Origin of the sequence: Bradyrhizobium sp. WSM1253 (assembly GCF_000244935.1) — a bacterium.
Lineage (GTDB): Bacteria > Pseudomonadota > Alphaproteobacteria > Rhizobiales > Xanthobacteraceae > Bradyrhizobium > Bradyrhizobium canariense.
The window spans coordinates 8,096,179-8,115,383 of record NZ_JH600073.1 but is presented as its reverse complement, the minus strand read 5'-3'; the positions used below and the strand labels follow the sequence as shown (position 1 = coordinate 8,115,383).

Here is a 19,205-nt window from a genome sequence, read left to right as displayed (position 1 = left end):
AGCTACGCTGTCATCGCCCGGCTTGACCGGGCGATCCAGTAATCACCGGCAGCGGAAACTGCCACCAACGGCTCGGAGTACTGGATGCCCCGCCTTCGCGGGGCATGACGGCGGAAGTTGTGTGGTAAGAATAGCGTGAGCATGTGATGGCGTATGCGGCAACAGCCGGGGAGATGAATGCAGCCGTTCGCGCTGCGCCCGGCGTGCTGGCGCTCCAGCGCGCGCTGGTATGGCTGGTCGGCGCCTCCGGCGCGATCGTCTTCATCGAGCCGAGCCCCTACGAGATCGTGACGCTGCTGGCCACCGTCACCTTCTTCGCCACCGGCCTGCGTCTGCGGCTCGCTTTGATGCCGCTGGTGCTGATGCTGATCCTGCTCAATGTCGGCTACACGATCAGCGCGATCCCGCTGTTCGAGCAGTCCGAGGTGGTGAGCTGGATTGCGACCTCCTGGTACATGGCGGTGACAGTCGTGTTCTTCGCCATGGTCACGTCGGAGGACACCGCGGCCCGGCTTGACATGCTCCGCCGCGGGCTCGTGGTCGGCGCGATGGTCGCCTCGCTCTCGGCCGTCGCCGGCTACTTCCACCTGGTTCCCGGCGGCGACGATCTCCTCACGCTGTATGGACGCGCGCGCGGCACCTTCAAGGATCCGAACGTGCTCGGCGCCTTCCTGATCCTGCCGGCACTGTTCTCGCTGCAGAGCGTGGTTTCCGACAAGGCCGGCAAGGCGTTTCGCAACGTCATCGCCTTCGGCATCATGTCGCTGGCGATCCTGCTCGCGTTCTCCCGCGCCGCCTGGGGCGGGCTGGTGCTGACATCCGCCTTCATGCTGGCGCTGATGGTGCTGACCAGCCGCACCAACGCGCAGCGCTCGCGCATCATCGTCATGGCGATCCTCGCCGCGGTGCTGGGCCTCGCGCTGATCGCGGTGTTGATGTCGTTCGATTCCACCGCCGAGATGTTCAAGCAGCGCGCGAGCTTCGACCAGAGCTATGACGAAGGCAGGTTCGGCCGGTTCGGCCGGCACATCCTGGGAGCGGAGATGGCGCTCGACCTGCCGTTCGGGATCGGCCCTCTGCAATTTCACCGCTTCTTCCCCGAGGACACCCACAACTCCTATCTCAACGCCTTCATGTCCGGCGGCTGGCTGTCCGGCATCTGCTATCCCGCGCTGGTCTTCACGACTGTCATCATGGGTGTCAGGCACATCTTCGTGCCTGTGCCGTGGCAGCGCGCTTATCTTGCGGTGTTCTCGGCCTTCGTCGGCACCGTCGGCGAAAGCTTCGTGATCGACACCGACCACTGGCGGCACTTCTGGATGATGCTGGGCGCGATGTGGGGCATGATCGCGGCCGCGCAGATCTACAAGGCTAGGGCTGGCGACGAAGCTTCTTCAGCTTGAGATCGGGGCGTTTCTCCGGCGGCGTATCGAGCAGGCCCTTCAGCGCCGCAGTCGCCGCCAGCACGCCCTTGTAGCCCTCATTGGCGAAGCGCAGCAGCAGGCGCAATTCCTGGTCGGAATAGCCGCCAAAAACCCTCTCCATCGCCTGCTGCATCGGCACGTAGAACTGGCCGAGCCTTTCTATCGCCTCCGGCACGACGGCAATGAAGACCTTGCGACGGTCGGCATCGTCGCGCTCACGACGGACCAGGCCTGCCTTTTCGAGCCGGTCGACCACGCCGGTAATGGCCCCCGTCGTCAGGCCCGTGACTTCGGCGAGCCGGCCGGCGGTGACACGGCCTTCCAGATACAGGATGTCCATGCATTCGAGGTCGGAATTGGCAATTCCGGCAACGTTCGCAACGGTCTGGCCATAGAGCACGCCCTGCGCGGACGATCTGCGCATCGCCTCCTCGAGTTCCTGCAGCAGCGCAGCGCGCGCCTTCGTCCTTGACAAGGCAGACCTCGTATCTTAGTCAATATATATCTTAGTCACTAAGATATTTAGCGACCATAATTCTCCTAGCACCACGGAAACGTCGGGAGCAAGCCATGTCCTATCCTCCCCGCAAGGCCCTGATCATCGGCGCCGGCATCGCCGGGCCAGTGGCAGCCATCCTGCTGCGCCGCGCCGGCATCGAGTCCGCGATCTACGAGGCCTGGCCCTATTCGAAAGGCATCGGCGGCGGCCTTCAGATCGCACCGAACGGCATGCAGATCATGGACGAGATCGGCCTTTCGAACGAGCTGATCAGCCGCGGCTCGATCGCGGAATCGTTCGACTTCTATTCGCAAGCCGGAGAGAGGCTCGGCTCGATCAATCGCGACATGGCGCGGCGTTTCGGCCAGCCCGCGGTCAATGTCTGCCGCGCCACGCTGAACGAGATGCTGATCGACAAGGCCTGGTGCGCCTGCGTTTCACTCTATTTCGAGAAGCGCCTGATCAAGATCGAGGATCGCGGCGACCAGCCGATCATCGCCTACTTCGCCGACGGCACCACGGCCGAAGGCGACTTCCTGATCGGCGCCGACGGCGTGCACTCAGTGACGCGCCGCCAAGTGGTGCCGGACGGGCCGCAACCGTTCGACACCGGGCTGATCGGCTTCGGCGGCTTCGTGCCGCACGCCGTCCTCGGTGGCCGACCGATCGGTCGGCACGTCGAGACCACGTTCGGGCAGAGCGGCTTCTTCGGCTATGGCTATTGCAGTCCCGATCCGAACGACGGCGTGATGTGGTGGAGCACGCAGCCGGCGCACGGCATGGACGCGGCGATGTTTCGCGCGCTCGACGATGCAACGCTGAAGCAGCACCTGCGCGGCTTCCACCACGGCTGGCACGACCCGATCCCTGGCATCATCGATGCAGCCGAGAACATCGTGGTCACCGACACGCTCGACGTCGCCACCCTGCCGACCTGGTCGCGCAAGCGCTCGCTGCTGATCGGCGATGCCGCCCATGCGACCAGCCCGCACGCCGGCCAGGGCGCCTCGCTCGCGCTGGAAGATGCGATGCGCCTCGCCCGGTTGATGCAGCAAGGCCAGGAGCTCGGCGTCACCTTCCAGGCCTTCGAGGCCGAACGACGCCCTCGCACGGAAAAGATCGTCGCCATGGCCCGCCGCAACGGCAACAGCAAGCGCGAGTTCAGCGCCACCGGCGCGTGGATGCGAAATCAAGTGATGAAGTGGCTGCTGCCCCTGGGCGCAAAGAGCATGGAGTTCATGTACGCGTACGACGCGCGGGCGGTGTAAGCGCATCAGGTCGAACCGTACTCGGCCGCGTCATGGACGGCGCAAGAAGAACCAGTCGCAGAGCGTTGAAACATAGTCATTATAACCAATGTCACATCCATAAGCTGCATAACCATATTGGAAAGACCATCCCATGATTGCAGTGACCGGTGCCACTGGCCAACTCGGCCGGCTTGTCATCCCTTCCTTGTTGAAGGCTGTGCCAGCACAGCAGATTACAGCCGTCGTCCGAGATCCAGCCAAAGCAGAGGCCTTCAAGGCTGAAGGTGCTGCCGTCCGCCCAGGCGACTACGACGATCCCACGGGCCTGGAACGTGCTTTCGCCGGCGTAAGGAAGCTGTTGCTGATCTCGGCCGGCGAGCCCGGCAAGCGGGTTCGCCAGCATGAGAACGCGATCACCGCGGCGAAGGAATCTGGGGTTGAGCTAATCGCCTATACCAGCTTGCTGCATGCAGACATTTCGACACTGGAGCTTGCCGCCGATCATCGGGCGACCGAGACGCTGCTGAAGGCGAGCGGCGTGCCATATGTGTTGCTGCGCAACGGCTGGTACACCGAAAACTATCTCGGCGCGTTGCCAATGGCGCTTGCGCATGGTGCGTTTGTCGGCTGCGCCGGCGAAGCGCGCATCGCGTCGGCGAGCCGCCTCGACTACGCGGATGCCGCCGCCGCAGTCCTGACGTCGCGGGAGGATCAATCGGGCAAGGTTTACGAATTGGCGGGCGACGAGCCCTACACGCTTGCCGAACTGGCGGCCGAAGTTGCGCGCCAGACAGGCAAACCAATCGTCTACAGGAACATGTCGGAAGCAGGGTTTGGTGAGGCGCTCATTGGCGCGGACCTTCCCGAGCCGGTGGCGCGCATGCTCGTCGGGTTCGACATCGCAGCGGCAAAGGGCGATCTGTTCGACGATCGGCGCGACTTGAGCGACCTTATTGGTCGTCCGACGACGCCGTTGCGTGCGGCGGTCTCCGATGCACTTGCAGCGGTGGCCCTCCAAGCGCCACCGCCTGTCGCCGTGAAGGGATAGTCAATGCGAGCTGCAATTGTTCATTCGTTTGGTTCTTCACCGACCTTTGGCGAGTTTGCAGAGCCTTGCGCGGAGGCTGGCGAAACGGTCATCGACGTTCTCGCCGCGCCGCTGAGCCCGATCGTGAAAAGTCTCGCCGCGGGCAAGCACTACACGAGCAATACCAGTTCGGGCAGCGCTGGCTTCGTGCCTGGTGTCGATGGGGTTGGGATGAATTCCACCGGTGAACGGGTGTATTTCATATTTCCCAAGTCCCCGTTCGGCTCCATGGCGGAGAAGTCGCTGGTCGCATCGAGCGCGACCGTGCCTGTGCCCGATGGTATTGACGACGCGCGGGCGGCTGCCGTCGTAACCAGCGGGCTCTCTTCGTGGGTTGCTCTCACGCGCCGTGCGAAGTTCGTGCGGAGCGAGGCCGTGCTGATTAACGGTGCGACCGGGTCGGCGGGAAGCCTGGCGGTTCAGATCGCCTCCTATCTGGGCGCCAGCAGGATCATCGTGACCGGGCGAAATGCAACCAAGCTCGCCGCGTTCCCCAAGACGGTCGAGACAATCCGACTGGACGAAAATGTGGACGCTTCGCTGCAACGCGCGTTCTCCGGAAAGATCGATGTAGTTCTCGACTATCTCTGGGGGGAGCCCGCAACCAGAGTCATCGCTGCGGCAACGGACGGACGCGGATCTCGCAGTGGAGAACCTGCCATTCGTTACGTCCAGCTCGGCTCAATCGCTGGAGAAACAATCCCACTTTCGGCGCATGCGCTGCGCAGCTCTGGCCTGGAGATTCTTGGCAGCGGGATCGGCAGTCTCTCGATTTCGGAACTGATCTCGGGGGCCGGAGAACTTTTGGCGGCTCTGCCAGCCGGCGGTTTTGACACCCCGGTGAAGACGTTGCCCCTCACGGCGATAGCCGAGGCCTGGAACGACGCTGCGGATGACCACCGGATTGTCTTCCGACCATAGACCTGCTCAATCTTCGAATCCCCGATCATTCGGCTCCACGTGAGCGGACGTCGGCACGAGGATTCGCTCAGGCGCCTGTAGCACTCTCCTCGTCTTCAAGCTTCTTGCGCAGCGCCTTCATGAGGCGACCGGCGATCCTGAGGTCTTCCATCGGGAGACCTTGCACCAGGGAGTTGACTCTGGGGTCATACAGGCGGATGGCAGCGTCGTAAGTCTTCCGTCCCTTGTCCGTCAGCACCACAAGGTGCGCGCGACGGTGATGTGGATTGGGCTCGAACGTAACGAGCCCTTCCTGGGCCAGGTCATTGACGATGCGCTGAACGTTCTGGCGGTTCGCTCCGAGGTCGCGGGCGAGCCAGGCGACCGGCTGGGCGCGGTCCGCGGCTACGATTGCCCCCAGAATTTGCCAGCGCGCGCTGGTCAGGCCGAGCGGAGCGACCAGCCGGTCGCCCCACGTCACGGTCAGGTTGTTGACCCTGAACAGATCGAGAATGAGCTCAGTCAAAGCATCACCGGCCGGGGATCGCTTGGTAGCGCGCATATTGTTACCATGACCTTAGTTGACATCATAATGTCAATATGGCTCTCTGTAGCATAAATATCGACATCATCATGTCACATTGAACAGGCTGGCCGTCTTCGGTCAAGGGAACCCAATCATGATCAAGGTGATCCATCCCATTGCTGGCGCAATCGCGCTTCTGACCATCTCGACATTTTGGTTGTCGACCGCACTCAGCGAGCTTTTCGCATCCCAAGCCGTCATCACCGCCGTCAAGACCGCCATACCATGGGGCTTTCTTTTGCTGGTCCCGGCGCTGGCGGCGGCGGGGGGCACGGGCCTTACGCTGGCACGGGGTCGGCGAGCCGGCCTGGTCGGCGCCAAGATCAAGCGAATGCCGCTGATCGCCGGCAATGGCGTCCTGGTCCTCGTCCCCGCCGCACTGTTCCTCGCACATAAGGCGAGCGCCGCCGAGTTTGATGCAGTCTTCTATGCGGTGCAGGCTGTCGAGCTTGCCGCAGGGGCTGTGAACATCACCTTGCTCGTGCTCAACACGCGAGACGGCTTGAGGATGAAAGGTCGGTTTCGCCGCCTGGGAGAAGGGAAGGTGACAGCTACTTCTCCACCGTGAACGTCAGCCCTGCATTCTCCTGCAGCCGCTTGATCAGCCTGTGCTGCATCGCTGCTCCCGGAGTCCAGAGGCCGGCCTCTACGTTCGGCGTGTCGCGCAACAGGCAGATTGCGCATTCGGAGATGATCTTCGCCGTCGACGCATAACCCGGATCGAGATCGCCCTTGACTGCCGCGCGAACCTGACGGCCATCGGAAGCAATCGCGACATAGAGCAGGTCGTAATGACCGTTGTCGCGCTCCTCCTTTGAGGGGCCCTCGCCGGGCTTGAGCGCTTCAGGACCGGTCTTTTCGCTGTTAGCGGCCATGACGCGCTTGGCGTTGGCCTGCCCTTCCTCCCCCGCCCCCGTCAGCACCATTTCGTCGTAGACAAAATCCCGGCCATACGGGAATCCCATCAGCAAGTTGGAGCGATGGACATTGCGCGTGTTGAGGATCGCCATCGCGAACGGTGCGGACCAGGATTGCAGGTCCTCCTCGAAGATGGGCCTGTTGCCGCGCGGCTGTTTCGGTCCCTCGAAGCCCGGCGTGAAGGCAAATGGGTCTTTGAGGATCGACACCAGGCTGAGGTCCTGCGCCACCGCCTCAAAGGTGACCCTTGCACTTGCCGAAGTGCCGCCGGAGAATTTCCAGCTGAGGTCGCGGACGCGGCCCTTGACGCGCGGTGCCGGTGCGCCGAACGCGCGCTTGGCCTGCTCTTGCACGAAGAACGCACCGAGCTCGAACGGCACCGAGTCGAATCCGCAGGAGAACAGGATCCGGGCGGCGCTCGCTTTCGCTGCGGCTTCATGCTTGTCGATCATCTGCTTCAGCCAGATCGGCTCGCCGCAGAGATCCATGTAGTCGGTGCCCGACGCGACGCAGGCGGCAAGCAGATCGGAGCCATAGAGCTGGTATGGACCGACCGTGGTGACGACCAGCTTCGCCTGATCGACCATCGCCCGCAATGACGTAGAATCGGCTGCGTCCGCAACGATGAGCGGCGTGTCGGCAGGCGCGCCGATCGCATCGCGGACCAATGCGAGCTTGTCACTGCTGCGACCCGCCATCGCCCATGTCGGCGCGCCGTCACCGACGTAATGCGCGGCCAGGTACTCGGCGACGAGCTGGCCAGTATATCCGGTTGCGCCGTAGACGACGATGTCGAATTTTGCGGACACGGATCGGCTTCCTGGGATCGTGGGCTTTAAGCTTCCACAGCGAAGGTCAGCCCAGCATTCTCCTGCAGCCGCTTGATCAGCTTGTGCTGCATCGCCGCGCCCGGGGTCCAGAAGCCGGCTGCGACGTCGGTCGTGTCACGCAGCATGCAGATCGCGCATTCGGAGATCATCTTCGAGGTCGACCCGTAGCCGGGATCGCGGTCGCCGGTGACGCCGGCGCGAACCATGCGGCCATCGGGCGCGATCGCGATATAGAGCAGATCGAACAGACCGTTGTCGCGCTCTTCTTTCGACGGCCCCTCGCCGGGCTTCGGTGCGTCGGGGCCGGTCTTGCCCGCATTGGCAGCCATCACGAGCTTGGCGTTGGCCTCGCCCTTCTCGCCGGGACCGGTCAGGACCATCTCGTCGTAGACGAAGTCCTGGCCGTAGGGAAATCCCATCAGCATGTTGGAGCGGTGAACGTTGCGCGTGTTGATCAGCGCCATCATGAACGGCGCCGCCCAGGATTGCAGGTCCTCCTCGAAGGCGGCCCTGTTGCCTTTCGGCTGCTTCGGGCCGGTGAAGCCGGGCGTCAGCGCAAAATGATCGTTGAGAATGGCGACAAGGCTGAGATCCTTGGCCACCGCATCGAAGGTCGCCTTCGCGCTCGCGGCGGTGCCGCCCGAGAGCGTGCCGCGCATGTCGCGCACACGCCCTTTCACCCGCGAGGCCGGCGCGCCGAACACACGTTTGGCTTCTTCCTGGACGAAGAACGTGCCGAGCTCGAACGGCACGGAATCGTAGCCGCAGGAAAACACGATCCGCGCGCCGCTCTCTTTTGCAGCCGCCTCGTACTTGTCGATCATCTGGCGCATCCAGATCGGCTCGCCGCAGAGATCGAAATAATCCGTGCCCGTGGCCACGCAGGCCGCGAGCAGTTCCTCACCGTAGAGCTGATACGGCCCGACGGTGGTGATCACCGACATCGTCCGTTCCGCCATCGCCTTCAGCGAGGCCGCATCCGACGCATCCGCGACAATAAGCTCTGTATTCCCGGGCGCGCCGATCGCATCGCGGACCGATTTCAGCTTGCCGAGGCTGCGGCCCGCCATCGCCCATTTGAGCGAATGGTCGCTCTTGTAATGCTGGGTCAGGTATTCGGCGACGAGCTGGCCGGTAAAACCGGTCGCGCCATAGACGACGATGTCGAATTTCGCAGAGCTCATGGTCGGCCTTTACTTTACTTCTTCGCGTAGCTCACGCCCATGCCGGCACGGACGTCGCTTTGGATACCATAGGGCGGGATCGGATAACGCAGTCCGTTCTTGGCCAACGCCTTCATGCCCACAACCGCCTTGGCGAGATGTTCCGGCTTCAAGGCCATCAGCATCTCCTCGTCCGGCACGCCGCCATAGCGCCGTTCGGCATAGCATGGCAAGGACAGGCTGGGCTCACCGCTCTTGAGCGCCCTGCCCCAGGAATCGGCGCAGGCGGTCTCGCCAACCACGCCCCATTCGAACTTCTTGTAGCCGGTATATTGCAGCCCGTTGATCAGGATGATCATCTGCCCCGGCGTCGCATAGACGAGACAGATGTCCGGCGGATCGAGCCGGCCGCTCGCCAGCGGACTGACCGCGAGCGCCTGATATTGCCCGAACGGAACCACGTCCAGCGCCTCCTGGCGCTTGCGCGCGTCCTCGGCCGTGCCGTGCCAGACCCCGACATAGTTTTCGCCGGCGAGCCATTTCTCATCCTGCGGTGCAAGACCGATCACGGCGCGGCATTGCGCGCCGACGAGATCGTCGGCGGTGATGCCGACGGTCCAGCCCAGACGCGCCGCCATGCTGACGATCTGGTCGGTGGTGTGGACCGCGTTCGGCCGCCGGATTTTCGGGATTGCCTCCATGTCCGCTGTCCGCGCGAACAGCTTCATGCCGATCACCGTAGTCTTCAGCCGCAACAGGCTGTTGAGATCGGTGACGAGGCCGGCAAGATCGATGCTGTCTGCACTCTGCTGTTGCATGGCGTCCTCCCGGCCGGCCGTCGCGCGCCGGCGCTGTTATTGCTTGTTGAACGGTTCTAGTCCTTCGCCGGTCCCGGGAGCAACTCGCCAGTCCGGCCCATCAGGCGGTAGGCGACGAGCCCGATCCATTCGCGCACGGCGACCTCGGTTCGGCCGAGCCCGTCCGTGCCGACATTGGTGAAAGAGAAGAGATCGTCACGGCCGCCCATTCGCCAGTCCACGGGATAGGCTTCGACGTCAAATCCCGCCTTGCGAAAGATCCCCATCGAACGCGGCATGTGAAAAGCCGAGGTGACCAGGAGCCAGCGTTCGCCCGGTTTCGGTGATACCAATTGCCTGGTGAAGATCGCATTCTCGTAGGTGTTGCGAGAGTCCCGCTCGAGGATCAGGCGCTGCTTCGCGATGCCCAGATTCTCCAGGATCGGCGCGGAGTAGTCGGCCTCCCGGGAGTCCGTCGAAACCAGGTTCGCGGTGCCCCCGGTGAAAACAACGCGCGTGTTCGGATAGCGGCGCGCGAGCTCGGCCGGCGCAAACAGGCGATCGGCCGCGTGCGCCACGACCGGCGTGCGGTGTGCCGCCGACAGATCGGTGTCGACCGAGCCGCCGAGCACGATGATGCCGTCGGGCGCACCGCGCGACGGATCCCACGGCGGAAAACGCGACTCCAGCGGATAGAGCAAGAGGTTGCCGAGCGGCGAAAACGCGGCGAGCGCCAGCATGATCAGCGTGGCCGCGGCGAGCTTGCGGCCGAAGGCGGCAAAGCGCGTCGCCATCAGGACGACCGAGACGATTCCGAGCTCGATCATCAAGTTGATCGGCAGCACCGCGGCGCCGAGGGTCTTGGACAGGACAAAAAGCAGGGGAGCCTCGCTGGAATGGTCGTGCCTGTTGCGCGCGGGCTTGACCCGCCCGTCGATCTTCAGAAAGCTTCTTGGAAGAGGATCGATTGCCTGGTCAAGCCCGGGCCTGTGAAACGGACGGACGCCACATGACCCATCACCACCTGCATTCCAGCCCCGAGACCTGTCATTGGGGCTTCTTCGAGGCTGCGCTCAAGCCCGTCCTCACCATCGCGAGCGGCGACGAGGTCACGGTCGACACCATCAGCGGCGGTCCGGATATGCTGCCCGACCGCAGCAAGTTTCACATTCCGCCCGAGATGCACGAGGTTCATGCCGAAAACGAGCGCATGCTCCCCGGCCATATCCTCACCGGCCCGATCGCGGTCGAGGGGGCCGAGCCTGGCGACGTGCTCGCGGTCGAGATCCTCGACGTTCAGCTCCGGCAGGATTGGGGCTGGAACACGATCAAGCCGCTGTCCGGCACCCTGCCCGACGATTTCCACGAGACGCGCATCCTGAACATCCCGCTCGACCGGTCGCGGATGGTCGCCCGCATGCCGTGGGGACTCGACCTGCCGCTCAAGCCGTTCTTCGGCGTCATGGGCGTTTCACCGCCTCCCGCCTGGGGCCGCATCTCCTCGCTGGTCCCGCGCGCCATGGGCGGCAATCTCGACAACAAGGAGCTTGGCGCCGGGGCGACGCTGTACCTGCCGGTGTTCGTCCCGGGCGCGCTGTTCTCCTGCGGCGACGGCCATGGCGTGCAGGGCGACGGCGAGGTCTGCGTCACCGCGATCGAGACCGCGCTCCAGGGCCGCTTCCGTCTGACGCTGCGCAAGGACCTCAGGCTCGACTATCCCCGTGGCGAGACGGCGACGCATTACATGACCATGGCCATGGACCCCGACCTCGACCAGTGCGTGGTGCGGGCGCTGCGCGACATGATCGTGCTGCTCGGCGAAAGGCGCAATTTGTCGCGCGAGGACGCCTATACGCTGTGCAGCCTGGCGGCCGATCTGCGGGTGACCCAAACCGTCAACGGCTCCAAAGGCATCCATTGCATGATCGAAAAGACGATCGTGCACGGCTGAGCCGACCCGCCCACGCCTGACCGGTCGAAGCTACGCCGCCGCCTGCCTGCCGCGCGGCGTGCCTTGTCATGCCTAATTTCCCTCGCGATTCCAACAGGCTGAACACGGGCCGCAGCCTGCATTTGACTTCTGCCTCTAAACCTAAATAGAGTCTTAATCGTAACTTTTATGTACCCGCGTATGAGGCTAGCGTTCGTCCATGGCCACCGAAAAAGCCGAGACTGACCGCATTCCCGTAACCTTGGCGCTCTCGACCATCACCTATCTGGAGAAGCTGGTGAGACAGGGCACCCACGGCACCAGCGTTCCCGGCGTCGCACGTACCTTGATCGAGGAAGGCATCCGTCTCGCCATCAAGGACGGGCTTTTGTCGATCCGCGACAATGGCAGGACGTGAGCGCGCGCCGAACGTGAGGCGGACGGATCTCGAGAGGCGGATGGCCGACATCTGCAACCTGGGACCGCACCAATGCCTGTTCTCTCACCAACCTGGACCGACGAACGACTTGAACTTTTGAAGCAGCATTTCGAGGCCGGCCTCTCCTGCCGCGAGATCGCCGCCGACATCGGCGTCAGCCGCAATGCCGTGATCGGCAAGCTGTCTCGCCTCAATCTGACGCGCGGCCGGACCATCGACGACCGCAAGGTTCAGGACAGGGGCTTGGCGCCTTCGCGCACGCCGCGGACCGTGCCGCGGCTGCAATACGAGATGCTCGCCACGATCTATGGCGAGACCAGCGCGCCGATGGTCGCCGCTCCGATCGACGACGCCAATCGCTGCTCGCTACTCGAACTTGCCGAGAACCGCTGCCGTTGGCCGATCTCGACGCCCGGCGCCGACGATTTCTGCTTCTGCGGCAACTCCGCGCCCGACGGCCAGTCCTATTGCGCCGGCCACAGCCGCCTCGCCTACCGGCCGAATTCCCGCGCGCGCGTCATGCGCGCTTAGAACCATATCCTAGAGCCGTGTCCTCAAACGAAAAACCTCCGGCAGGGCATTGCCGGAGGTTTCTGGAGGTTTAGCATCAAGTCAGAGCCGCAACTTTCGTCATCGGCTTCGAGTTATATAGCTTAGTAACTCAGGTAAGTAAATAAATTTGGGGCCGATCGAATCGCATGGCTCGTCTTCGTCGCCCGCACAGGCTGCCGGATTTCCGAAAGCCATCTTCGTAAAGAAGCTCATCTCATAAAAAAAGCCCCGGCGGTGTCCCGCCGGGGCTGCGTCATATCCGAAGATCAAGGCTTACCAGTTGCGCTGGGCGCGAACCAACAGGCTGTAGGTGTCCTGGTCCTTCAGCTCATAGGTCGCTGCAGGCTTGGCAACGCTGGTGAGCGCCGGCGTCGTGATCACGCCCGAGTACTTCTGGTCAAGATGGCTGTAGGTGAAGTCAGCCGAGAAGGTCAGGTTCTTGACCGGAGTCCAGCGGGTGATGACACCGATCTGGCCGATGTTGAAGTCCGGGTTGCAGGTGCCGGTCAGGGTCGCGAACGCGGCGCTGCCGCAGATCATGCCCTTGGCCGTGCCGCTGTAGTTGACGGCAGCCCACGCACCATACAGCGCCGAGTTCCAGTACGGGCTCCAGTTGTGGGTGTAGGCACCACGGAAGCCGTAGGTCTTGGTCAGCTCGAGGCCGCTGCCGGGTGCGAACACCGCGTCAGACACGCCGGCGAAGCCGATGCTCTGATACGCGCCGCCCGAACCGCCGAACATCGAGTAGCTGGTCGCCGCCAGCTCCTGGAAGTTGTAGCGGCTCGCGCCGTCGGTGTAGACGCCCGAGATATTGATCACGTCGCCTGCACCGGTCGGGATGTTCTTGATCGACAGAGCCAGCTGGACGGCCCAGCCCCACTTGTCTTCGGGATGACCGGTGGCTTCGCTCGCGCCGTAATAGGCGACGTGGTTGTCGTGCGCCGCGACCGAGGCCTGGAACAGGCCCCAGGCCTGGTCGACGCGGAGCGTGCCGACGAGATCGGGGGCGCGGGTGCCGCCGAGATCGTTGGAGCCGTACGCACCGCCGAGGACGCCGGCGGTGGACATGCCGGCCGTGTTCCAGAGGGCGGTCTGGAAGACCTGCGTCTGGTCCTGCGCCGAGACGATCGCCGTCACGCCCTGGCCGAGATCGGCGGTGTAGGTGAACTGGGCAACACCGTTGGTGGTGCCGCTGCCGCCCACGAGCTGGTCGAAGTTGTTGCCGGGATAGTTGATCCAGGGCGCGTCGAACTGCGACACGGCCTTACCCATGGTGAAGCCGGCGAACTGGATGAAGGCGTAGTAGACACCGAGCGCGCCGCCCGAAATGCCGCCGTCGGTGCCGTTGATGGCGCCGCCGCTGGACCCGATCAGGCCCGTGCCCGCGGCATTGAGGCCGAGCGTACTGCTGTACTGGGTGGCACCCGTTCCCGAGCCGGCGCCGACATAGTTGCCGGTCGTCCAGGTGAAGACCGCATCGAAATAGGTGCGGACAACGCCGTACTCGGTCGCGGTGCGCGTGTCGATGTTGAGATCTTCACGAGCGCGCATCGAATAATAGTTCGTCAGGCGGTTGTTGGCCGCGAAAACGTTGTTGTACTGGGCGCTGTAATTGCCGCCGGCATTGAGCGCCACTTCGGCACGCAGATAGCCGCCCAGCTTGATGCAGGTGTCGCTGCCCGGGATGTAGTAGAAACCCGCGCCGTAGAGCGAGCAGACCTTCACGTACTCGACCGCCTTGGCCTTGACCGGAAGATCAGCCGCCTGAGCTCCACCGACGGCGATCAGACCCGCCGCAGTGCCGAGCAAAAGGCTCTTCACCACTTTCATATTAAAACCTCCAAGTTGCTCATGTTACGAAGACCGGACCGTGAGGCCCCCCAGATCCCCGTCTTTCAAAATCCGCTCGGCCGCTTTGCGCTTCGGACACACCCTCTTTCGAAGCGAGGGACGTGAGCAAACCACCTGGCAACGGGACGATCGAGTACCCCCCACCGTCACGACGCAATATGCCTGCGCCGTTCACTAATCAAAATACCTTATTTAATAAAGTTTGTTATTTCGCTAAAACTGTGCCCTGTACGCAACACCGCAGTGAGGCGATTCCATGAGCTGATCATCTTTGTAGTTTTAGTGACGAAATTACCCTGCCCTGCACTTGCGTCAGAGCAGGCTTGCGTGGACTATGGCTTGCACGACACCGGCCGCATACAAATCAGATCACGGGAGTGACGCTGTGTCAGCGACGAGGAAAGAAGGGGCGCGCCTCCGCTCCATCGGCAATCTGGATATCATCAGGCGCTTCACCTGGGAGATATCGTCGATCAACATGTATCTGGAGGAGCTGCGTCAGTTCTGGGCGAGAACGCTTGGCATCAGCGGTCCGCAATGGCTGATCCTGATGGCGATCTCCGACCTCGACAAGGACGACGGCATTCCGGTCAACGTCGTCTCGAAACTCCTCCACGTCGATCCGTCGTTCGTCACCACCCAGTCCAAGCTGCTCGAGAAGAAGGGCTTGTTGCGCCGTCGCCCCTCGCCGACCGACGCAAGGGTGGTCCGGCTGTCCCTGACCGAGAAGACGCAGAAGCACCTGGCGAGCCTCAACGAGCAGTACAAGACGATCAAGGAATTCGTCTTCCAGGAGTTCGACGAGAAGGAACTGACGGAATTCACGACCAAGCTCGCGATGCTCAAGACCCGCCTCGAAAAGGCCTGCGTCCGCCTGACCCTCGACTTCTGAGGTAACGTCCCTAGATGCGCCCCGCGGCGCCGAGCCGCGATTCGAGCCAATCGAAGATGTATTCATTGGCAAGGCTCGGATTGTCCGCATGGGCCTGTGCCGCGCCGGTTTCGGCCGCGGTGAACACCTTCAACATGACATCCGAACTGCCGAGCCGGGACGTCTGGACGATCTGACGGGCCCGATCGGCCTTGAGCCAGCCGTCCTCGCCGAGCGTGATCAGCACCGGACAATCGGCGCTGGAGGCCATCAGCGGCGCATGCGGCACCGGAACGATGCTGACGTCGCTCATCGCGAATCGGCTGGCAAAGAAGGCCCGCTCGTGCAGATCCCACAGGCCGCCATCGCAGACGGCGGCCGCAAGCCGCGGCTCCTGCAACACCGCGCGGGCCACGAAGGAAGAGCCCCAGCCATCGGCGACGATCGCGACGCGCTCGAAATCAACCTCGCTGCACGTCTCCAGATAGTCCATGACGCACGGAATCGCACTCTCGAGATCCCGGCGCCGCAACAGCGCGTCGAGATAGTCGTCGCGCTGGTCGCCGAGCAGGTCCAGCGCCAGCAGCGAGAAGCCGCGCTCGCGCGCATGCGGCACGAGCTTGAACAGAAATTCCTCCTTGCGGTGGCCGGGCTCGCCGATGCAGATCACGGTCGGGGCTCGCACGCGTCCCGACGGCGCGGGCAGGAAATAGCCCTGCAACGAATGTCCGTCGAGCCAAGGGATCGTCACGACCTCCCCGGCAGGCTCGCGCGCGACGAGGAAGCGGCGGGCGCAATCCTGCATCGCGAGGACCGCGACCCAGCGGCGCTCGTCCGCCTGATCGAGCGGCATTGCGGCCGCGCTGTAGTAATTCATGGCGCGGAGCCAGTTGCGCTGCGCGGTCGCCCTGTGACCTTCCGCGAATGCGGCCTCGGCACGATGCCGATTGGCCTGCGCCAGTTTCTTCCACTCGCGATGCCAGGACTGGTCGTCGCCCCGCTTCAGCTGCCGCGCGATCATCAGGCATTCCGCGATCGTGGCGCCGCCCTCCTGGGCCGCGGTGAGGAGCCGCGTGAACTCAGCGGAGATGTCCTCTCGCTCCGGGCAAAGAATCCAGTCGTCGGAGAGGCATGCGGGTATCATCGGGAGCTACGCTCTGGTCATCGCCTTACACATGATTGAATAAACTATTTTGGTTCCCTGACCAAGCTGCCGTGCGCCCAATGGGAGCCGTTAGCGATCACCATCGCTTGAACGCAGGGACGTGTCGCATGCGTGACATTCCAATGCGTCATGAGTGGCCGAACGCTTGCAAGAAACGCCGGCAGCACACTGGCAAAAGGTGGCACATGAAATTGCCTGCGCGCCTCTTGCCATGATGCACATCATACCTATATCGGCGCGCGCTCGTCGCCTGCCTCAGCCGAGCCGCCAGCCGACCTCCTGCGTAAAACTTTCGTAGAAGGCGCGGTCGTAGGCCTGCTCCGGCGTAGCACGAACGCGCTCGTCAAGGCGCTTTGCATCCTCGCCCACGAGAATGCGCCATTGCTCCGCCTTGACCCCGTCGAGGATGATCCTGGCGGCCTGTGCCGCCGTCGTCGGCGCATCCTCGAGGAAGCTGCGGGCGCGCTCGGCGAACGCCGCCTGGATGTCCTCGTCCGACATCTTGTCGGCATCCGGCACGCCGGCCGCGACCATGCGCTTGCGGGTCAGCGCGACCTCGTCGCCGTTGAGCCGCTCCGAACCGTCGGCGCTCTGCACCTTGCGCGAATTGGAGACGATCGAGGTGCCGATATGGCCGGGCATCACCACCGAGCATTTGACGTGCGGCGCGTGCAGGCGGAGGTCGGTGATCAGCGCTTCGGTAAATCCCTTCACGGCGAACTTCGCCGAGCTGTAGGCGGTGTGTGACTGGGTCATGCCGATCGAGGCCCAGAAGCCGTTGACGCTCGCGGTGTTGACGATGTGGGCCTCGTCGGCCGCGACCAGCATCGGCAGGAAGGTGCGAACGCCGAGATAGACCCCGCCCCAGCAGATGTTGAAGGTGCGCTCCCACTGCTCGCGCGTGTTGGTGAACAGGCTGCCGCCGCCGCCGATGCCGGCGTTGTTGAACAGAAGGTGGATCCGGTCGGTCTTCTGCTGCTCGGCGAGCTCGTCGCGGAATCGCTTGAGATGATCCTCGATCGAGACGTCGGCGACATGGGTCGTGATGCGCAAGCCCTGCGGCAGCTTCTCGACTTCGCACAGCCGCTTGGTCTCGGCCATCGCGGCTTCCGAGACGTCGCACATCGCGACATTGCAGCCCTCGGCGACGAGCTGCCGCGCGAGCTCGCGTCCCATTCCCGTGCCGCCGCCGGTGATGACGGCGGTCTTTCCTGCAAAATCCTTCATGGGACTTTCGGCCCTCCCTTGTCGGTATGTTTCTTCATCGCTACGCCGCGCATCGGAGCGCGCGCAAAATGTAGCAGCGCCGCATCCGCAGGTAAAAGCGGATCGGCGCTGCCATCGTCACCACTAATTTCGGGGCGTGGACTATTCGGCCGCCTCGACGCGCCGCTCGTTCAACGCGCCGAGCCCGTCGAGCGCCTTGCGGATTGCCGCCTGCTGCGCGCTTGAGGGCTCCGGCATCGGCGCGCGCGGATAAGTCCTGGGCAGGCCCTGCAGCGTCTGCGCATAGCGCGTGCAGGCCGGCAGATTGTCGGCAATGACGGCGTTCCACAGCGTCAGCAGCTTCTTGTGCAGGTCGAGCGCGCGCGGATGGTCACCCGCCTTCACGGCATCCCACAGCGCGACGGAGGCATGCGGCGCCGCGGTGAGGATCGCGGCGATCGAGCCCTGGGCCCCCAATGTGTAGGACGGATACATCAGGGCATCGACCGCGCTGTAGATCAGCTTGTCCGGGGCCATCATCATGAGGTCCGCGAACAGCTTCAGATCCCCCGCGCTCTGCTTGACGCCGACCACCAGCGGCACCTCGGTCATGATCCGCGTCAGCAGCGCCGGCGAAAGATACGACCACGGCACCACGTTGTAGATGATGATGGGCATGCCGGTCTCGTCCGCCATGGCGCGGAAATGCGCCACCATCGCCTCGTCGTCCGGCCTGAACAGATAATGCACCGGCGTGACCTGGAGCGCCGCGACATTCATGTCGCGCACGAGCTTGCCGCGGCGGATCGCATCGCGCGTGGAATCGACGATAATGCCTGCGATCACGGGAATGCGCCCCTTCACCGCCGCAACCGTCGCCTCCATCAGGTCGCGATATTCCTCGTGATCGAGCGTGTGCCCCTCGCCGGTCGAACCGCCGGCCGCGACACCATGCGCGCCAGCGCCGATCATCCAGTCGACCTGGGCTGCCACAAGGGTGTAGTCGATTTCGCCATCCTTCCTGAACGGCGTCGTCATCGGCGGAATCACGCCGGTCGGTCGTGTCTTCATGGTGTGCCCTCGCGTTTCATATCCCTTGTGGCAGCCCCGCTCTTTTGGCGGGTGGCCACGGTCCTGAAAGCCTAGCGGCTGCGCGCGGCCTGTGAAGCGCCGCCGGCGCGGCGCTGCCCCCACAATCGATCATCGCTGCGACTCAGCCCGGCCGGTTCCCCCGTATTTGCCCGGCTTCGGTTTACGAGCAATTTTTTTACAATCCGAATCGCTAAATGGAGTCCGGACGCTGGGTCGAGTCGGCCAGGCCAGCGTGTTGTTTGCGTCACAGGCTCTGGCACTCCGCTTGCATCCTCTTCGTGGTCAGAAACTACCGATGAGGTGACTGGAATGTTCGTGACCGTCGTTGCCGTGCTCTGCCGGCTAAGTGCAGCCAGCTCAGGCAGTTGCATCGAGGAAATCGTGACCGACAGCAACATGACGCCCGAGATGTCGATGATGCAGTGTGCGATCGGCGCACAGGCCCCCTTGGCGAAATGGATGGGCGAGCATCCGATCTACCACGCCAACTGGCGGCTCGATCGCTACAAATGCGTTCCGGGTCGCTACGAGATCAAGGGCCACGCCTGAGGCCCCGCAAAACTACTGATACCAAGACGACGACGAGGAAACGCCCCGGGCGCCGCATGGCCTGTCCGCGCGGGCATCGACAGCGCCAGCCCCATT

20 protein-coding genes are annotated in these 19,205 nt (G+C 63.6%); 10 read left to right on the top strand and 10 right to left on the bottom strand.

Annotated elements, in window-relative coordinates; all coding sequences use genetic code 11:
• The first annotated feature begins 146 nt into the window (after positions 1–146).
• Entirely contained in the window at positions 147–1,403 is a 1,257-nt protein-coding gene (locus BRA1253DRAFT_RS39370; RefSeq protein WP_007603470.1) for an O-antigen ligase, read from the top strand.
• Here the strand turns inward: BRA1253DRAFT_RS39370 and BRA1253DRAFT_RS39365 are convergent.
• On the bottom strand, positions 1,372–1,848 hold the full coding sequence (locus BRA1253DRAFT_RS39365; protein ID WP_051058561.1) for a MarR family winged helix-turn-helix transcriptional regulator: 477 nt from the start codon (positions 1,846–1,848) through the stop codon (positions 1,372–1,374). The two genes, BRA1253DRAFT_RS39370 and BRA1253DRAFT_RS39365, sit on opposite strands and share 32 nt — an antisense overlap.
• 146 nt (positions 1,849–1,994) lie before the next feature.
• On the opposite strand from BRA1253DRAFT_RS39365, the gene BRA1253DRAFT_RS39360 reads away from it, so the two are divergent.
• From BRA1253DRAFT_RS39360 to BRA1253DRAFT_RS39350, 3 genes are all read left to right on the top strand, one after another.
• A complete protein-coding gene (locus tag BRA1253DRAFT_RS39360) occupies positions 1,995–3,191 on the top strand; it encodes an FAD-dependent monooxygenase (RefSeq protein WP_007603467.1) in 1,197 nt (398 codons plus the stop codon).
• A gap of 133 nt (positions 3,192–3,324) precedes the next feature.
• On the top strand, positions 3,325–4,221 hold the full coding sequence (locus BRA1253DRAFT_RS39355) for an SDR family oxidoreductase (RefSeq protein WP_007603466.1): 897 nt from the start codon (positions 3,325–3,327) through the stop codon (positions 4,219–4,221).
• Positions 4,222–4,224: 3 nt separating this feature from the next.
• Entirely contained in the window at positions 4,225–5,181 is a 957-nt protein-coding gene (locus BRA1253DRAFT_RS39350) for a zinc-binding alcohol dehydrogenase family protein (RefSeq protein ID WP_007603465.1), read from the top strand.
• 67 nt (positions 5,182–5,248) lie between these two features.
• Here BRA1253DRAFT_RS39350 and BRA1253DRAFT_RS39345 read toward each other — a convergent pair whose 3' ends face one another.
• Complete coding sequence (locus tag BRA1253DRAFT_RS39345) at positions 5,249–5,722, bottom strand: MarR family winged helix-turn-helix transcriptional regulator (protein WP_007603464.1); 474 nt, start codon at positions 5,720–5,722, stop codon at positions 5,249–5,251.
• A gap of 118 nt (positions 5,723–5,840) precedes the next feature.
• Between BRA1253DRAFT_RS39345 and BRA1253DRAFT_RS39340 the strand changes: the two genes are divergently transcribed.
• Positions 5,841–6,314: a hypothetical protein gene (locus tag BRA1253DRAFT_RS39340; protein ID WP_007603463.1), complete on the top strand. Its 474-nt coding sequence runs from the start codon at positions 5,841–5,843 to the stop codon at positions 6,312–6,314.
• Here the strand turns inward: BRA1253DRAFT_RS39340 and BRA1253DRAFT_RS39335 are convergent.
• From BRA1253DRAFT_RS39335 to BRA1253DRAFT_RS39320, 4 genes are read right to left on the bottom strand one after another with little or no spacing between them, the layout of a single operon-like run.
• A complete protein-coding gene (locus BRA1253DRAFT_RS39335; protein ID WP_007603462.1) occupies positions 6,298–7,473 on the bottom strand; it encodes a trans-acting enoyl reductase family protein in 1,176 nt (391 codons plus the stop codon). The two genes, BRA1253DRAFT_RS39340 and BRA1253DRAFT_RS39335, sit on opposite strands and share 17 nt — an antisense overlap.
• 26 nt (positions 7,474–7,499) lie before the next feature.
• Positions 7,500–8,678, bottom strand: coding sequence for a trans-acting enoyl reductase family protein (locus BRA1253DRAFT_RS39330; RefSeq protein WP_007603461.1), 1,179 nt, complete (start codon positions 8,676–8,678; stop codon positions 7,500–7,502).
• A gap of 14 nt (positions 8,679–8,692) precedes the next feature.
• Positions 8,693–9,475: a DUF169 domain-containing protein gene (locus tag BRA1253DRAFT_RS39325; RefSeq protein ID WP_007603460.1), complete on the bottom strand. Its 783-nt coding sequence runs from the start codon at positions 9,473–9,475 to the stop codon at positions 8,693–8,695.
• A gap of 56 nt (positions 9,476–9,531) precedes the next feature.
• The gene (locus BRA1253DRAFT_RS39320; RefSeq protein WP_245286059.1) at positions 9,532–10,281 is read right to left on the bottom strand and encodes a YdcF family protein; all 750 of its coding nucleotides are present in this window, start codon (positions 10,279–10,281) and stop codon (positions 9,532–9,534) included.
• A 182-nt stretch (positions 10,282–10,463) separates the two neighbouring features.
• Between BRA1253DRAFT_RS39320 and BRA1253DRAFT_RS39315 the strand changes: the two genes are divergently transcribed.
• From BRA1253DRAFT_RS39315 to BRA1253DRAFT_RS39305, 3 genes are all read left to right on the top strand, one after another.
• Positions 10,464–11,405 carry an acetamidase/formamidase family protein gene (locus tag BRA1253DRAFT_RS39315; RefSeq protein ID WP_007603458.1) on the top strand — a complete coding sequence of 314 codons (942 nt, stop codon included), beginning with the start codon at positions 10,464–10,466 and terminating at the stop codon, positions 11,403–11,405.
• A gap of 199 nt (positions 11,406–11,604) precedes the next feature.
• The gene (locus BRA1253DRAFT_RS39310; RefSeq protein WP_007603456.1) at positions 11,605–11,802 is read left to right on the top strand and encodes a hypothetical protein; all 198 of its coding nucleotides are present in this window, start codon (positions 11,605–11,607) and stop codon (positions 11,800–11,802) included.
• Positions 11,803–11,874: 72 nt separating this feature from the next.
• Positions 11,875–12,354, top strand: a complete 480-nt coding sequence (locus BRA1253DRAFT_RS39305; protein ID WP_007603455.1) for a GcrA family cell cycle regulator — start codon at positions 11,875–11,877, stop codon at positions 12,352–12,354.
• Between the two features lie 294 nt (positions 12,355–12,648).
• Here the strand turns inward: BRA1253DRAFT_RS39305 and BRA1253DRAFT_RS39300 are convergent, their stop codons facing one another.
• A complete protein-coding gene (locus tag BRA1253DRAFT_RS39300; RefSeq protein WP_007603454.1) occupies positions 12,649–14,205 on the bottom strand; it encodes a porin in 1,557 nt (518 codons plus the stop codon).
• Positions 14,206–14,611: 406 nt separating this feature from the next.
• On the opposite strand from BRA1253DRAFT_RS39300, the gene BRA1253DRAFT_RS39295 reads away from it, so the two are divergent.
• Positions 14,612–15,118 carry a MarR family winged helix-turn-helix transcriptional regulator gene (locus BRA1253DRAFT_RS39295; protein ID WP_007603453.1) on the top strand — a complete coding sequence of 169 codons (507 nt, stop codon included), beginning with the start codon at positions 14,612–14,614 and terminating at the stop codon, positions 15,116–15,118.
• A 10-nt stretch (positions 15,119–15,128) separates the two neighbouring features.
• Here the strand turns inward: BRA1253DRAFT_RS39295 and BRA1253DRAFT_RS39290 are convergent, their stop codons facing one another.
• From BRA1253DRAFT_RS39290 to BRA1253DRAFT_RS39280, 3 genes are all read right to left on the bottom strand, one after another.
• Positions 15,129–16,241, bottom strand: coding sequence for a S9 family peptidase (locus BRA1253DRAFT_RS39290; protein WP_007603452.1), 1,113 nt, complete (start codon positions 16,239–16,241; stop codon positions 15,129–15,131).
• Between the two features lie 276 nt (positions 16,242–16,517).
• Positions 16,518–17,489 carry an SDR family oxidoreductase gene (locus tag BRA1253DRAFT_RS39285; RefSeq protein ID WP_007603451.1) on the bottom strand — a complete coding sequence of 324 codons (972 nt, stop codon included), beginning with the start codon at positions 17,487–17,489 and terminating at the stop codon, positions 16,518–16,520.
• A 141-nt stretch (positions 17,490–17,630) separates the two neighbouring features.
• Positions 17,631–18,539 (bottom strand): dihydrodipicolinate synthase family protein, encoded by a 909-nt coding sequence (locus BRA1253DRAFT_RS39280; RefSeq protein ID WP_007603450.1) that lies wholly within the window; start codon positions 18,537–18,539, stop codon positions 17,631–17,633.
• 330 nt (positions 18,540–18,869) lie between these two features.
• Here BRA1253DRAFT_RS39280 and BRA1253DRAFT_RS39275 point away from each other — a divergent pair, with 330 nt between their 5' ends.
• Positions 18,870–19,109 carry a hypothetical protein gene (locus tag BRA1253DRAFT_RS39275; protein ID WP_007603449.1) on the top strand — a complete coding sequence of 80 codons (240 nt, stop codon included), beginning with the start codon at positions 18,870–18,872 and terminating at the stop codon, positions 19,107–19,109.
• Positions 19,110–19,205 lie beyond the last annotated feature (96 nt).